Below are 14,067 nucleotides of genomic sequence, written 5' to 3'. Positions count from 1 at the left end.
CACCATTGGAGTCGTGAAGACTGCCAAGAACGGACGCGACGGCCGCACCAGGATCGTCGAGGGCGCCCTACGACGATTCAGCCAAGATGGTGTCTCGGCCACCACGCTGGCCAGCCTCCGTGAGGAGAGCGGCGTCAGCGTCGGCAGCTTCTATCACCACTTCGCCAGCAAGGAACATGTCTTCGGCGTCCTGTACGCCGAGACCCTGCGCATGTACCAGGACGCGTTCCTCGCCGAGCTCCATCGCCACGAGGGGGCGAGGGAGGGCATCGAGGCCATCGTCGCGCTGCACATGTCCTGGTGTGGCGAGCATCGCGAGCGCGCCCACCTGCTGATCAGTGAGCGGCCGCCCAGGCGTGAGGAGCCGGGCGGCACCGAGGTGTCGGAGTCGCGCAGGGCGTTCTTCAGAACGGTCTCCGACTGGTGGCGCCCACACATGAAGAACGGGCTGCTCCAGCCCGTCCATCCGACGATGTGCTACGTGCTCTGGCTCGGACCGGCCAACGAGATGTGCCGCCTGTGGTTCGCCGGGGCGCACCAGCCCACCTCCGAGGAGATCAGTGGCCTCTGTGAGGCGGCCTGGCAGAGCCTGCGGCAGCAGGGCTCCTGACCGCCGTCACCGTTCCCGCCCGGCCGGAGCGGGCTCAGCGCGTGCCCGCCAACTGGCGCATCCGCGTCGACACCCGCCAGACGTCCTCGTCGAGCGAGATGTCCAGTCGCAGGTCCTGACGCCGGCGCCGCAGGCCGGGCACGCGCACCCGGTCGGAGACGTCGAACCTGCCGCGCCTGGCGTAGCCGAACCCCAGCTCTCCGGGGAAGACTCGTAACTCATCCTGATTGCCACATCGCGGACAGGTCCAGGCGACCAGATCCTTGCCTCGGCAGTAGTCATGGCAGGCACGAAAATACTCATCAGGGCGAAAACGGGACTCACAGGCGAAGCAGGGGATCAGCATCACGGATCCTTTGGAACGGATGGTGCAGTTACCAAGAAGTACCGCCTCCCGGTTGAAGTCCGCTTGCAGAATGCTTACCCCGGTGTGTAACAGTCGCATCACTCGGGGCAACCGGACGTGCCCGGTGCGAGGATTGTCCGGTGAACGATCTGCTGGACCGGCTCAGAGAGCTCCTGCTCGACACCGGCTACACCATCGACGGCGTCCGCGAGCGACTCGGTGACGTCGCCGCCACCGCGCTCTCCCGCGAGGAGACGGTGCCCGCCCTGCGTGTCACCGGCCAGGGTGACCCGCTCGGCACCCTGATCCGGCTGTGGTGGCTCGGCGCCCCCGTGGAGGCGCGAGAGGCACCGGCGGGCCTCCCGCTGAAGGAACTGGCCGCCGCGGGACTGGTGACCGTCGAGGGCGGGCGGATCACCTCCACGGTTCACCTGCAGCCCTGGGAGACCGGTGGTTACCTGGTCTCCGACCGCAAGGTCAGGCCGGGCGACCCCGCCCTGCGCCCGGACCACGTCGTCGGCGCGGGGGGAGCCTCGGCGAACCTCGCCCAGCTGGCCTCACATCGCCCGGTCGGGCGTGCGCTGGATCTCGGGACCGGATGCGGGGTCCAGGTGCTCCATCTGAACGGCCGCGCCGAGGAGATAACGGCCACCGACGTCAACCCGCGCGCGCTGGAGCTGGCCCGGTTGAGCTGGGCGCTGTCCGGGATCACCGGGGTCGAGGCGCGGCAGGGTTCCATGTTCGATCCCGTCGAGGGCGAACGCTTCGACCTGGTCGTCTCCAACCCGCCGTTCGTGATCTCCCCGGCCGGCCGGTTCACCTACCGGGAGTCGGGCCTGCCCGCCGACGACTTCTGCCGCGACCTCGTACGGCGGGTGCCGGGCCACCTCGCACCCGGCGGCACCTGCCACCTGCTGGCCAACTGGCTGCACGTCGACGGCGAGGACTGGCGTGACCGGGTGGGCGGCTGGCTCGCCGGGACCGGCTGCGACGGCTGGGCGGTCCAGCGCGACGTGCAGGATCCCGCCGAGTACGTCGAGCTGTGGCTGAGGGACGCCGCCGAGCAGGGCACCCCGCGCTACCGCGAGCTCTACGACGACTGGCTCGGCTGGTTCGATTCCGAGAGCGTCACCGGGATCGGCTTCGGCTGGATCACGCTGCACGACTCCGGGAGCCTTGACCCGGTCGTGCGGGTGGAGGAGTACGGCCTGCCGGTGGAGTTGCCGGTCGGCGGATACGTGGACGAGGTGCTCGGCGCGATCACCACGGCGCACCGGCTGACCGACGCCCAGTTGCTGGGCGCCAGACTGGTGGTCGCCGAGGGAGTGCTGGAGGAGCGGAGCGGACCGCCCGGCGCCGAGGACCCGGCGCGGATCGTGCTGAGGCAGACCGGGAGGCTGCGCCGCAGCACGCGGGTCGGGACCGTGGAAGCCGCCCTCGCGGGGGTCTGCGACGGTGACTATCCACTGGCCCCGCTGCTCGACGCGATCGCGGAACTCACCGGCGAGGACCCCGATGACCTGCGGGCCAAGGCCCCCGCCGTGCTCCGTCCGCTGATTGCCGAGGGGTTTTTCCACATATCCACAGGGTGATTCTCCACGGGCTGTGGATATCGCCGCTATTGCCTGTCAATCGGATGTCAACCCCGGCGGGGGAAGCTCTGGGCGTGGGGCACGGACTCGGGGGGTGAAGGGTCCGTGCAAAGTCCGGCCGGCTGCCACAGTGAGGCGGCCGGCCCGCGGGCGACGTACCGGATGACCGGGCCCCCTACACGTCGCCCGGGGCCAGGCGGCCGGCCGGGCTTCCACGCTCATTCCGGACCGCGGACCGACTTCGAGGGGCATGCCAGTGATCAACCACGTTTGGATGACGCGGCTTGACGATGATCTTTACGATGATCTTGGATCAGCTGTCGACCTGGTCGCGCTCCAGCAGAAGGCGCAGATCCTCGGCCTCGGGCGCGCCGAGCCTGCTGAACAGGTCGTGGGCGCGTTCGAGGCAGTCGCGCCCGCGGCCGGTGCTGCCGAGGCCGTTGAGCGCCTTGCCTAGCACCCACAGAGCCTGCGCCTCACCGTACGGGTGGCTGATCTCCCGGCTCACGGTAAGCGCCTGCTCCGCGTGACGGGTCGCGTCCGTGAAGCGGCCCGCGTGGATGAAGGTCTCGGCCAGCCGGGAACAGACCCGCTGCTCCCAGACCCGTTGCCTGCTGGCCCGGAAGAAGGCGAGGCACTCGGCATGGTGGTGGACCGCCTCGTTCAACCGGCCGACCCGCGACAGGACCATCCCCAGGTGGTAGCGGGCCCTGGCGGTGCCGGCGCTGGAGCCCATCTCGATGAACAGGGCCAGCCCCTGCTCGGCGGCGGCGATCGCCTCCTGCGGCTGCTCCAGGAACAGGTGGTCGCGGGCGGAGTAGCTGAGTGTCAGCGCCTCCCCGCCCCGTGCTCCGACCTCCCTGAACGCCTCGCGCGCCGAGCTGAACCAGGCCAGGGCCTCCACGTGGCGGCGTCGGCGCCCGGCCACGACGGCCAACGCGTTCAGTACCTCGCCGACAACGATGTGATCGCCCCCGGCCGACAGCTCCAGGGAGGCACGGAACTCCTCCTCGGCCTCGGCCAGCCGGTTGGTGCCGAACAGCACCCGGCCCAGCACGTAGCGGCAGCGCAGCTCGCTGGAGACGGCACCGAGCCGTCGCGCCGCGGCCAGCATCTCCCGCGTCCGGCTCTCGAATTCGCGGCCGTGACTCCCCGACTCCAGCAGCGGCTCCATGGCGAGCAGCAGGTCGGCCCCCGGCAGCAGTGCCTCGGCCTGGTTCGCGCGGGTCACCTGGGCGATCGACGCGAACAGCGACTCCGCCTCCACCGACAGCCAGGCCACGGCCTCGTCGGCGGAGGCGAAGGCGTGGCCGGTACCGGTGACACCCAGCTGGTCGGCGATCGTGCTGCCCTCGTAGGCGAGACGGTGCGCCGAGCGCGCGGACGCCAGGTAGAAGTCGAGCAGCCGGGCCAGCGCCACCGCGCCCTCCCCGCCGATGGCCACGCTCACCCCGGACCCGCGTCGCTCCCCGCCGTCCTGACCGCCGTCCCCCTCCGCCGTGCTCTCGGCCCGTTCCGCGACCCGGCGGGCGAAGAGCTTGAGCAGGTCGTGGAAGCGGTAACGGCCAGGGGCCGGAGCCTCAAGCAGGCTGGCGTCCACCAGGGACTCCAGGACGTCCTCGGTGTCCATCGCCTCCAGCGCGAGCAGCCCGGAGGCGGCCCCGATCGAGATGTCCGGGCCCCCGGGCAGGGAGAGCAGCCGGAACGCGCGGGCCTGAGCCGGACTGAGCTGGCCGTACCCGAGGGCGAAGGTCGCCTCCACCGCGAGGTCTCCCACGCGCATCTCGTCCAGGCGGCGGCGCTCGTCGGCCAGCCGGGGAACCAGGGAGGCGACGGTCCAGGACGGCCGGGCGGCCAGGCGCGCCGCCACGATTCGCACCGCGAGCGGCAGGAAACCGCAGGCGGCGACCACGTCCATGGCGGCGGCGCGTTCCGCTTCCACCCTCTCGGTGCCGGCGACGGTGCCGAACAGCGCGAGGGCCTCCTCCGGCTCCATGACGTCCAGGTCGATCAGCCGGGCCGAGGCCAGGTCGGCGAGTTTGCCGCGACTGGTCACGATCGCCGCGCACCCGGCCGAACCGGGGAGCAGCTGGCCCACCTGCGCGGCGTCGCGGGCGTTGTCCAGCAGCACGAGCATCCGCCGGTCGGCCAGGAGCGAGCGGAACAGCGCGGAACGCTCGGCCAGGCCGTCGGGGATGGCGTCGGCGGGCAGGCCGAGCCCGCGCAGGAACGCGGCCAGCACGGACTCGGGCGCGGTCGGCTCCACGCCGTAGCCGCGCAGGTCGGCGTAGAGCTGGCCGTCGGGGAACAGGTCGTGCATGGCATGGGCGACATGCACCGCCAGCGCCGTCTTGCCCACGCCGCCGATGCCGGAGATGGCCGCCACGGGCACGCCCTCGGAGCCCTCCTGGGCCGACAGCAGCGTGCGCAGCCGCGCGATGATCTGACGGCGCCCGGTGAAGTCGTTCACGGCGGCGGGAAGCTGCGCGGGGCGCGGCAGTTCCGGGACCACCGGCGTTCCCCGCGTTCCCGACGTTCTCGTCGGCTCCGGCTTCGGGCTCCGATCCGGAGCGGCCGGTGCGGCCTCGGCGGGCGCGAGCCGTGCGGGTCGATCGGCAGGGGCGAGCGCGAGGGCCGGGGCGTCGGTGAGAATGCGCTGGTGCATGCTCGTCAGGTCGGTGCCGGGCTCGATGCCCAGTTCCTCGATCAGCGTGGCGCGGGTCTCGGCGAAGGCGGCCAGTGCCTCCGCCCTGCGCCCGCAGCGGTAGTAGGCCAGCATCAGCTGGGCGCGGAGTCGCTCGCGCAGCGGATGGTCGGCGGTCAGCGCGATCAGCTCGGACAGCACGTCGGCGTGCCTGCCCAGCTCCAGGTCCAGGTCCATCAGGACTTCCAGCACGCTCATCCGGCGCTCGGTGAGCCGGTCGCGCTGGTGTTCGGCATAGGGGCCGACGGCTCCGGCCAGCGGTTCGCCGGTGCACAGCGCCAGGCTCGCGCGCAGGCTCTCCGCGGCTTTCGCCAGGTCGCCCGCGCGGCGCGCGACCTCGGCCTCGGCGACGCCGCGCTCGAAGAGGACCAGGTCAAGGGCGATCCCGTTCAGCCGCAGCGCGTACCCCCTGCCGACGGAGGTAAGCAGCTCGGGGCGGGTGCGCGGGGACCTGTCCGGCTCCAGTACCGCGCGCAGCCGGGAGACGTAGGTGCGCAGGGCGCCGAGCGCGCGGGGCGGGGCGTCGTCCCCCCAGATCGCGTCGATCATCTCGGTCGGCGTCACCGCCCGGTTCTCCCTCAGCAGGAGCATCGCCAGGATGGAACGTTGCAGTGGGGTGCCCAGGTCGAGTTCGGATCCGTCACGCCAGGCCTGGACAGGACCGAGTACGGCGAACCGCAGTCCGTCTCCGCTGCCCTGAACAGCCATTTCTCGAATCTCCGCCCGATGGGAAGTTTTATGGCCAAATGATAGATCGTACCCTGCTGACTCAGTAAGTAGAGGGTTGTCCGTTCGCCGAGCCGTTGATCGCACGTTAATCGGCTGTTGAGTCATGTCCACAATGCTGTGGCTGTCGGGCATGGCCCCATACGGGGGCGGCCATGCCCGACATGTCGGTGGATTGCAGGTGCGGATAAAGGCGCTGTAAGCGTGATGAAGGCGGGCGAGCCTATCAATGAGCCATGGCTCCTAGAGGAAGTCGGGAGCCGCCCCCTCAAGGAGAGAACCATCATGCGCCGCTCGATCAGCAAACTCCTCGGTCTCGCCGCCGCCACCGCCGTCATCGCGATCGGTGTTCCGGCCCTCGCCTCTCCGGCCTCGGCCGCCACCTCCACCGCCGGCCCGGCCGCCTCCAGCGACTACGACGAGTTCTGGGGCTCCTACTACTCCAAGTACTACGACGACTCCCGCGCCAGCGCCAAGGGTCGCGTCTGGACCGAGGACGACGACAGCGTCCACGTCCAGGGCAGGGTCTACGACAAGTACTCGCCGAGCTGGCTCTGCGGCTACGTCCAGTTCAAGGTCGAGGACCACGAGGGCGAGGAGAGCTACTACTGGGCGCGCAAGTGCGGCTCCCAGGGTTACACCCCCTTCCACTTCGTTCGGGAAGAGGTCGAAAACCTGCAGGTCAGGGTCTGCTACTGGGACAAGCACGACGCCAAGCGGACACTGTGCGGCAAGTGGCGCTACATCTACGAGGTCGACGGCGAGGAGTGATCCCACCTCGTGACCCGCTCGGTGGCGCGGCGTACGAACGCCTCCCATGACCCGCGTACGACATCAGACGGATACCTGGCCCGCCCGGAACCCCGGGCGGGCCTTTTGTTCCATTAAGTAGTTAAAGTGAGCTTTGACCGTTATATGGCTTTTGTCGGTTTATTTGATCCTCCTTGCGCTACCCCTTGTCCAGGGGCGCCTTACGCGGCCTCGAACAGGCCCATCCGCGCGCGCAGCCGTTCTCGGACGATCGGCCATTCGTCGCTCAGGATCGAGTAGTACGCGGTATCTCGGACCGTGTCGTCGGCGCCTCGGCTCTCCGCCCGCCGCACACCGTCGAGGTGCGCGCCGAGGGCTTCGATGGCGGCCCGGGATCGTACGTTCCGTATGTCGGCCTTGAGGGTTATGCGGTGGACCTGCCAGGTCTCGAAGGCGAAGGAGAGCATCAGGTACTTGCTCTCGCGGTTGGCACCGGTCCCCTGCGCGGAGGCGGAGAGCCAGGTGTAACCGATGTCCGCCACGGACGGGACATCGCCCACCGCCCCACGAGTGCCCGGAGGCCAGGGCATGGGGCCCTGCCAGTACTCCAGGTTCATGAGACGGGTGGCACCGACCACGCGGTCGGTGTGAAGCCACCGGATGGCGAAGGGCATCGTGCGGCCCTCCGCCTGCTCAGCCAGAGCGGCCTCCACGTAGGAGACCATCTCGTCCCGGCCATTGGGGACGCGAGTGAAGCCGTAGGTAGAACGGTCTTCACTCGCCGCGGCGACGAGGTCGTCGACGACCGCGAGGCTGAGCGGTTCCAGGCGCAAGAGGCGCCCGGACAGGGTGACAGAAGCGGGCATGAGCACATAATGAGGGCTCTTTCCCCTGCCTGATGCCAAACGACACGAGACATCTTGGCGAGCATCGTGAGAAGCACCGCCCCCAGGGCGCTCCGCGGTAAGAAAGACCAGGCCAGAGGCGCTAAATCCACCCTTGGAACGCGCGTCGCCGACGCGGGGGCCGCGATGCGATCTCACCCCGTCGCGGGGGCCGCGGCGAGCGGGGCGCGTACCTGCGGGCGGGGTGGCCGCCGGGTGGCGCGCAGGCCGGCCAATGCCTCGCTCAACTGGTCCAGCGAGGCCGAGATCCAGGGCAGCTCCAGAGGGTCGGGAGCACCGAGCGCGGCCAGCCGACGCCGCGTCGTCTCGCCGTACAGGAGGCTGGTCGCCACCCGCGCCCGCAGGGCCGCCGGGTCGTCGCCGAAGACGTGGCCGGGGAGCACCCCGACGCCGTGCCGGTCGAGCAGATACGCCGACAGGTCGGCGGAGGACGCGAAGTCCAGCCCGGTGAAGTCGGGATAGAGGTAGAAGCCGCCCTGCGGCGCGGCCACCCTTACGCCCGCGCGGACGAGGCGCTCGTGCACCGCCCGCACCACCGTGCCGTGCAACCTGCGGCTCTCGCCGATCCGCTCGACGAGCTCCGGCGGCTCGGTGTACGCGTACGCCGCCGCCTGCTGGACGGGTGCGGCCGGGCTGGACCAGATCTCGCTCGCGACCGCCAGCAGCCGGTCACGCAGTCCCGCGGACGGGAGCCGGGCCACCCCGATCCGCCAGCCGCCCAGGGCCAGGCTCTTGCTGAGCCCGCTGGTGATCACGGTCCGCTCGGGGGCCACGTCGGCGGGGCTGAGAAAGCCGGTGGCCGGGGAGTGGACCAGGTCGCGGTAGATCTCGTCGGAAATGATCGTGAGGTCGAGCTCGCGGGCGACCTCGGCGATCCGCCGGATCGTGGGCGCCCCGGCCAGCGTGCCGCTGGGGTTGTCGGGCAGTGTGACCAGCAGCGAACGCACGTCGCGCCCCTGGGCGCGGGCGTGCGTGACCGCCGCCGCCACGCGCTCGGGGTCGGGCACCCCACCCTCGCCATCGGGCGCGGGAACGAGCAGGGACCGAGCCCCGACCAGGTCGGCCTGGGCGGCGTAGCTGACCCAGCTCGGCATCGGCAGCACGATGTCGCCGCCGATCGCCAGCAGCAGGCCGTACAGCAGGGGCTTGCTCCCGGGGCCGCAGACCACCAGTTCCGGGTCGGTGGGCAGACCCCGCCGCGACCAGTAGCCGGAGGCCGCCTCGCGCAGCACCGGCGCGCCGGCGACAGGTCCGTACCCGTTGTGCCCGGACGCCGCGGCCAGCCGCTCGCGCAGAGCCGGATGAACGGGCAACCCCGCCTCTCCGAAGGCCAGGTGCAGCACGCGCTCCCCGGCGAGCCGTCTTCGCTCGATGTCCTCGTTGGCCGCCAGGGTGGCGGAAAGGGTGACGTTCATCGTGAGGTTCCCTCCCTCGTTGCGGAACGTTCCCAACCCTGATGAGGTAGGGGCGTAAGGACAAGCTTCGGTTCTCGCGGGTGGGCATAAGGAAAGCTGATGCTTGATTTGCGGAGACTCGCGCTGATCTGCGAATTCGCCCGCCGGGGCAGCATCGCCGCCACCGCGGCATCCCTGGGTTACAGCCCCTCGGCGGTCTCCCAGCAACTGGCCGCGCTGGAGCGCCAGGCCGGGACCGCGCTGATCGACAGAACCGCCAGGAGCGCGGAGCTGACCGACGCGGGGCGCCGCCTGGTCGAGCACGCCGAGCGCATCCTGGCCATGGTGGAGAGCGCCGAGTCCGACCTGTCGGCCCAGGCCGTCACCCCGGCGGGACGGGTCACCGTGACCGCCTTCCCCACCGCCGCGGTGGCCTTCGCGCCCGCGCTGACCAGGACGCTCCGCCGGCACGGCGAGATCACCCTGCGGATGGGGCAGGGGCGCTCGGGGCGCGGGATGCGCGAGGTGCAGTCGGGCGAGGTGGACATCGCCCTGATCGACGACTGGTACGGCGGCATACGCGAACCGGACACCATGCGGGTCTTCCCGCTGCTGCGCGATCCGCTGGTGCTCGTGGTGCCGCGCACGCACCGGCTCGCCTCCCCCGACATCCCCGTCGACCTGCGCGAGCTGAGGGAGGAGCCCTGGATGGCCACCCCGGATGGCGAGCCCTCCCGGCTGGCGGTGGACCGGCTGATGGCCGACGTCGGTGGCCACCGGCCGGTGCCCTGGGAGTTCGAGGGACTGAGCACGATCATCGGTCTGGTCGCCAAGGGCATCGGCATCGCGGCCGTTCCCGCCCTGGCGCTGGCTGCGGGGGTCCGGGGCATCGTCGTCCGCCGGCTGCCCGGCCCGCCGGTCGGCCGGACCGTCCACGCCGTCGCCCGATCCTCCAGCGTTCACCGCCCTGCCGTCTCCGTCACCCTCAGGGCCGTCCACGTCGCCGCCAGGCTCCTCGCCGCCGACCTGGAGGCGGTCGAGCCCGTGCCCAGATGACGCCCTCGGGTACACCGGGAGGCGGTCGCGCTCCCCTGCCGGTAACGTCGGCGCATGCCTCCCTCCTACGCGCTCGAGCGATTGCTGAACGACGGCGGTGCCAAGCTGGTCGCCGGGGTGGACGAGGTCGGGCGCGGAGCCTGGGCGGGCCCGGTGGCGGTCTGCGCCGTGGTCACTGACCTGTCGGAACCGCCCGCCGGTCTCACCGATTCCAAACTGCTCACCCCCGCCCGCCGCGCCGCCATGGTCTCCGAGATCACCGCCTGGGCGGCCGGTATCGGGTACGGCGAGGCGTCCCACGAGGAGATCGACGCGCTCGGGATGACCGAGGCCCTGCGCCGGGCGGCCAGGAGGGCGCTGGCCGGGCTTCCCGTCCGGCCCGACGTGGTCGTGCTGGACGGCAAGCACGACTATCTGGGCGCGCCCTGGCCGGTCCGGTGCGAGGTCAAGGGCGACCTGTCCTGTGTCTCCGTGGCCGCGGCCTCCGTGATCGCAAAGGTCCGCAGGGACACCTACATGGCCTCGCTGGGCTTCTCCGAGTACGGGTTCGCCGAGAACGCGGGCTACCCCTCCCCGGTCCACCAGGCGGCCCTGGCCGAGCTCGGCCCGACGGAGCACCACCGCCTGTCCTGGTCGTACCTGGACGATCTGCCCCGCTGGCGTCACCTCAAGAGGCACCGCAACCCACTGGCCGGTGAGGGTCAGCTCGACCTCTTCGGCTAGCGGCGGACATCGGACATCATCGAAGAGTGCGAATCGGAGTCTTCCTGGTCGCGGCGGGATTTCCCGGCCGGCAACCGGGAGAGGTGCTGCGCGACACCGTGGACGCGGTCGTGGCCGCGGAGGAGGCGGGATTCGATGACGCGTGGATCGCCGAGCACCACTTCATGTCGTACGGCGTCTGCCCGTCGGCGGCGACGCTGGCCGGTGTGGCGCTGGGGCGCACCGCCAGGATCAGGGTCGGGACGGCGGTGAGCGTCCTGTCCACCCGGCATCCGGTGGATCTGGCCGAGCAGGCGGCGATCCTCGACCAGGTCTCCGGGGGCCGGTTCGCCCTGGGGGTGGGCAGGGGCGGGCCGTGGGTGGACCTGGAGGTGTTCGGCACGGGCCTGGCGAGGTTCGAGCGCGGCTTCCGCGAGTCGCTCGACCTGCTGTGCGAGGCGCTCTCGCGTGACACGCTCTCCGCGAGCGGGGAGTTCTTCAACTTCAGGCAGGTGCCGATGGTGCCGGCGGCCCGGATCAGGCCGATCGTCGCGTGTACCTCTCCCGCGACCGTGCTGATCGCAGCCGAGCGCGGGCTGCCGATGCTGCTCGGCATGCATGTCGGGGATCGGGAGAAGGCTGCCATGATCCGCGACTACGGTGCGCTGGCGGCCGGCCCGCTGTCACCGCCCGGTCATGTCGCGGCGGCCGTGGGCTATGTGGCCGACACGACGGATCAGGCCGTGCGGGAGATGCGGAAGGCCATGCCGCGCTGGCTGGAGCCGGGTCTCGCGGGATACGTACCGGTGGACGGGCGGGCGCGGCCGGCGCGCGACGTCGGGGAGTACGTGGACTTCCTCTGCGGGACGCATCCGGTCGGCTCGCCCGATCTCTGCGTGGCGAGGATCGAGCGGACCGCCGAGGTCACCGGCCTGCGGCACCTGATCCTCATGGTGGAGGGGGCGGGCGAGGGCGCCCGCACCCTTGAGAACATCAGGCGGTTGGGAGCCGAGGTGCTGCCCAGGCTCTCCGGCCGTGCCCGCCGGGTGCGGCGGGCACGGGGAAGGAAGGCCTCGGAGTGAGGCCGCCGTCAGCAGTCGACGAGCTCGGGCGTCTGGTTGAGGATCTGAGACCTGGCGGTGATGAACTCCGCGTGAGCCCCGGTGGCGGCCGGGTCGAAGACCGCGACCCGGTGGCAGTTCTGGAAGGCCAGCCGCACCCCGAAGTGCCGCTCCAGGGCGCCACGCATGGCGTCGCTGGCGAGCGCGCGCAGGAGCTGGCCGCGGGCGGCCTCGTCCGGTGGCGGCACGGTGTTGTCGGCGAATTCGGCACCGGTATGTTCACGCTGTTTGACCAGGTCGCTGATCAGCGACCAGGCGTAGGGCAGTGAGTCTCTGACGCAGGTGACAAAAGCCGCGTCGTCCACCTCACCGGTCCTGGCCTGGTCGAGAAGATCGTTCGAAACGGTCAGCGACATACTGCGTTCTCCTCTCGGAAGGGGATCAATCAGACACTAGGTCGGGCGTGGTGATCGCTCCATCTAGCGGGAGAGCGACACTCGCGTGGGCCCGAAGACGAAGTCGGGGTCGATCTGAGCCGCCAGATCCTCGCCCGTGGCCCTGTTGGCCCAGGCCTCGGCATTGCGGAGGTGGAACCGCACGGCCTGGCGGCCGAAGCGGTCCCAGTCCTTCTCCTGGGCGTCGAGATGGTCGAGGAGCGTGCCCAGAGCCCGGGAGTTGGCCACCTCAAGGTCGGAGAGGGTGAAGGGGCGGCCCTGCTCCATCGCGCGGATCGCCGCGGAGTGCTCCAGGCAGACGAGCAGGTCGTCGCCGACCTGCTCACGCAGGAACGACACGTCCCCGGGGCCGTGGATCTTGTTGCCCACCACCGCGATCGGCACGCCGTAGTCGGCGGCGTAGTCACGGTACTGCCGGTAGACGCTCACCCCCTGGCGGGTCGGCTCGGCCACCAGGAAGGTCATGTCGAAGCGGGTGAACAACCCCGAGGCGAATGAGTCGGCCCCGGCCGTCATGTCGACCACGACGTACTCACCCGCGCCGTCGAGCAGATGGTTGAGATACAGCTCCACGGCGCCGACCTTGGAGTGGTAGCACGCCACTCCCAGGTCATCCTCGCTGAACGGCCCGGTGACCATCAGCAGGGGCCCCTCGGGTGCGGCGGCGGCGAATCCGCCGTGGATCGGGTCGTTCCGCTCGTCGAGGCGGAGCAGTCGCGAGCCGCGCCCCGGCGGGGTGGTCTTGACCATCGCCGAGGCCGAGGAGATGCGGGGGTTGTCACCTCGCAGGTACTCCTTGATCTCGGTCAGGTGCGAGCCCATCGGTCTTGGCAGCGCGCCATCGGCCACTCCCAGCGCCATGCCCAGGTGCTGGTTGATGTCGGCGTCGACGGCCACGACGGGACCGCCCCGGCTCGCTGTGTATCTCGAGAACAGCGCCGACAGAGTCGTCTTGCCGCTGCCGCCCTTGCCGACGAATGCCACCCTCACGACGACGATCCAATCTGATTATGAAAATCATTACAACTCTTGCGGGGGACCATCATGCCACGGCGGGCGAGGGTGCGTGACGTGTATCACCGGGCGAGTTGGGAGGGTGTCCGCGCTGCGAACACGGATGAAAGTGGTCTCTCATGACAAGTACGGATGTGGGGTCTGAGGGAAAACACCTGCCATGTCATGACCGGTGCTGAAGATCCGCCGTTACCGCTTCGCTCCCTCCTGTACGGACTCGGCGACGGCCTTGGGTACGGGTAGGGCAGATGTTTGCCGTCGACTCCGGTGAGACCCCGGCCGCCCGGGTATCCCACCCCGAGTCGGTTGATCTTGAGCCCCCCGGCGGGATCGTGGACAAGGGGTCAGCAAGGGGCTTTGGTGATAGGTACCGATACCCGGTCACGTCGCGTTTCCGAGCGGCGAGCCGACGGATTCGCCGCGTGGGGGGTCGCGCTCGCGATGCTCGCGACGCCGTTGGTCGTGTCCGCCCCGCCCCGGAACGGGACGGAGGCGCCGCCGTCCCACCCGGCCATCGTGACGTCTCCGCATCGATCGGAGGCCGGCGAGAGAGCCCTGTCCGCTCCGGCGGAGGTGGAGGAGGCGGGGGTCGGGGCCACCAAGACGGTCTCGCCTGTTCCCGCCAAGTCCGGTGGGGGGTCCTTGTCCGCTCCGGTGGAGGTGGAGGAGGCGGGGGTCGGGGCCACCAAGACGGTCTCGCCTGTTCCCGCCAAGTCCGGTGGGGGGTCCTTGTCCGCTCCGGTGGAGGTGGA

General features: G+C 70.6%; 13 protein-coding genes. 7 read left to right on the top strand and 6 right to left on the bottom strand.

The window, feature by feature from the left end:
- Window positions 1-13 precede the first annotated feature (13 nt).
- Window positions 14-610: a TetR/AcrR family transcriptional regulator gene (locus tag ABT061_RS06940; protein ID WP_350913576.1), complete on the top strand. Its 597-nt coding sequence runs from the start codon at window positions 14-16 to the stop codon at window positions 608-610.
- Between the two features lie 34 nt (window positions 611-644).
- Here the strand turns inward: ABT061_RS06940 and ABT061_RS06935 are convergent, their stop codons facing one another.
- Window positions 645-956: a hypothetical protein gene (locus ABT061_RS06935; protein WP_350913574.1), complete on the bottom strand. Its 312-nt coding sequence runs from the start codon at window positions 954-956 to the stop codon at window positions 645-647.
- Between the two features lie 140 nt (window positions 957-1,096).
- Between ABT061_RS06935 and ABT061_RS06930 the strand changes: the two genes are divergently transcribed.
- On the top strand, window positions 1,097-2,548 hold the full coding sequence (locus ABT061_RS06930; protein WP_350913572.1) for a DUF7059 domain-containing protein: 1,452 nt from the start codon (window positions 1,097-1,099) through the stop codon (window positions 2,546-2,548).
- A gap of 313 nt (window positions 2,549-2,861) precedes the next feature.
- Here ABT061_RS06930 and ABT061_RS06925 read toward each other — a convergent pair whose 3' ends face one another.
- Window positions 2,862-5,960, bottom strand: a complete 3,099-nt coding sequence (locus tag ABT061_RS06925) for an AfsR/SARP family transcriptional regulator (protein ID WP_350913569.1) — start codon at window positions 5,958-5,960, stop codon at window positions 2,862-2,864.
- A gap of 303 nt (window positions 5,961-6,263) precedes the next feature.
- Between ABT061_RS06925 and ABT061_RS06920 the strand changes: the two genes are divergently transcribed.
- Complete coding sequence (locus ABT061_RS06920) at window positions 6,264-6,749, top strand: hypothetical protein (RefSeq protein ID WP_350913567.1); 486 nt, start codon at window positions 6,264-6,266, stop codon at window positions 6,747-6,749.
- A gap of 200 nt (window positions 6,750-6,949) precedes the next feature.
- Here the strand turns inward: ABT061_RS06920 and ABT061_RS06915 are convergent, their stop codons facing one another.
- On the bottom strand, window positions 6,950-7,594 hold the full coding sequence (locus ABT061_RS06915; protein ID WP_350913564.1) for a GNAT family N-acetyltransferase: 645 nt from the start codon (window positions 7,592-7,594) through the stop codon (window positions 6,950-6,952).
- 173 nt (window positions 7,595-7,767) lie between these two features.
- On the bottom strand, window positions 7,768-9,048 hold the full coding sequence (locus ABT061_RS06910) for a pyridoxal phosphate-dependent aminotransferase (protein WP_350913562.1): 1,281 nt from the start codon (window positions 9,046-9,048) through the stop codon (window positions 7,768-7,770).
- A gap of 99 nt (window positions 9,049-9,147) precedes the next feature.
- Here ABT061_RS06910 and ABT061_RS06905 point away from each other — a divergent pair, with 99 nt between their 5' ends.
- From ABT061_RS06905 to ABT061_RS06895, 3 genes are read left to right on the top strand one after another with little or no spacing between them, the layout of a single operon-like run.
- Window positions 9,148-10,083: a LysR family transcriptional regulator gene (locus ABT061_RS06905; RefSeq protein WP_350913559.1), complete on the top strand. Its 936-nt coding sequence runs from the start codon at window positions 9,148-9,150 to the stop codon at window positions 10,081-10,083.
- Between the two features lie 54 nt (window positions 10,084-10,137).
- A complete protein-coding gene (gene rnhB, locus ABT061_RS06900; RefSeq protein WP_350913557.1) occupies window positions 10,138-10,806 on the top strand; it encodes a ribonuclease HII in 669 nt (222 codons plus the stop codon).
- Between the two features lie 26 nt (window positions 10,807-10,832).
- Complete coding sequence (locus ABT061_RS06895; RefSeq protein WP_350913555.1) at window positions 10,833-11,867, top strand: LLM class flavin-dependent oxidoreductase; 1,035 nt, start codon at window positions 10,833-10,835, stop codon at window positions 11,865-11,867.
- A gap of 8 nt (window positions 11,868-11,875) precedes the next feature.
- Here ABT061_RS06895 and ABT061_RS06890 read toward each other — a convergent pair whose 3' ends face one another.
- On the bottom strand, window positions 11,876-12,262 hold the full coding sequence (locus tag ABT061_RS06890) for an SCO5389 family protein (RefSeq protein ID WP_343971632.1): 387 nt from the start codon (window positions 12,260-12,262) through the stop codon (window positions 11,876-11,878).
- A 63-nt stretch (window positions 12,263-12,325) separates the two neighbouring features.
- Window positions 12,326-13,291 (bottom strand): ATP-binding protein, encoded by a 966-nt coding sequence (locus tag ABT061_RS06885; protein WP_350913553.1) that lies wholly within the window; start codon window positions 13,289-13,291, stop codon window positions 12,326-12,328.
- A gap of 384 nt (window positions 13,292-13,675) precedes the next feature.
- Between ABT061_RS06885 and ABT061_RS06880 the strand changes: the two genes are divergently transcribed.
- A partial coding sequence (locus tag ABT061_RS06880; protein ID WP_350913551.1) for a hypothetical protein occupies window positions 13,676-14,067 on the top strand: 392 nt, incomplete at its 3' end.

It is taken from the genome of Streptosporangium sp. NPDC002544 (assembly GCF_040295965.1).
Taxonomy (GTDB): domain Bacteria; phylum Actinomycetota; class Actinomycetes; order Streptosporangiales; family Streptosporangiaceae; genus Streptosporangium.
The sequence above is the reverse complement of the archived record's forward strand: the minus strand, read 5'-3'. Positions and strand labels throughout refer to the sequence as shown.

What these genes read in the sequence shown, in the direction of transcription:
- ABT061_RS06935 (WP_350913574.1), bottom strand. Translation starts at nt 956, where the DNA reads ATGCTGATCCCCTGCTTCGCCTGTGAGTCCCGTTTTCGCCCTGATGAG.
- ABT061_RS06915 (WP_350913564.1), bottom strand. Translation starts at nt 7,594, where the DNA reads ATGCCCGCTTCTGTCACCCTGTCCGGGCGCCTCTTGCGCCTGGAACCG.
- ABT061_RS06890 (WP_343971632.1), bottom strand. Translation starts at nt 12,262, where the DNA reads ATGTCGCTGACCGTTTCGAACGATCTTCTCGACCAGGCCAGGACCGGT.
- rnhB (WP_350913557.1), top strand. Translation starts at nt 10,138, where the DNA reads ATGCCTCCCTCCTACGCGCTCGAGCGATTGCTGAACGACGGCGGTGCC.
- ABT061_RS06905 (WP_350913559.1), top strand. Translation starts at nt 9,148, where the DNA reads ATGCTTGATTTGCGGAGACTCGCGCTGATCTGCGAATTCGCCCGCCGG.
- ABT061_RS06925 (WP_350913569.1), bottom strand. Translation starts at nt 5,960, where the DNA reads ATGGCTGTTCAGGGCAGCGGAGACGGACTGCGGTTCGCCGTACTCGGT.
- ABT061_RS06920 (WP_350913567.1), top strand. Translation starts at nt 6,264, where the DNA reads ATGCGCCGCTCGATCAGCAAACTCCTCGGTCTCGCCGCCGCCACCGCC.
- ABT061_RS06910 (WP_350913562.1), bottom strand. Translation starts at nt 9,048, where the DNA reads ATGAACGTCACCCTTTCCGCCACCCTGGCGGCCAACGAGGACATCGAG.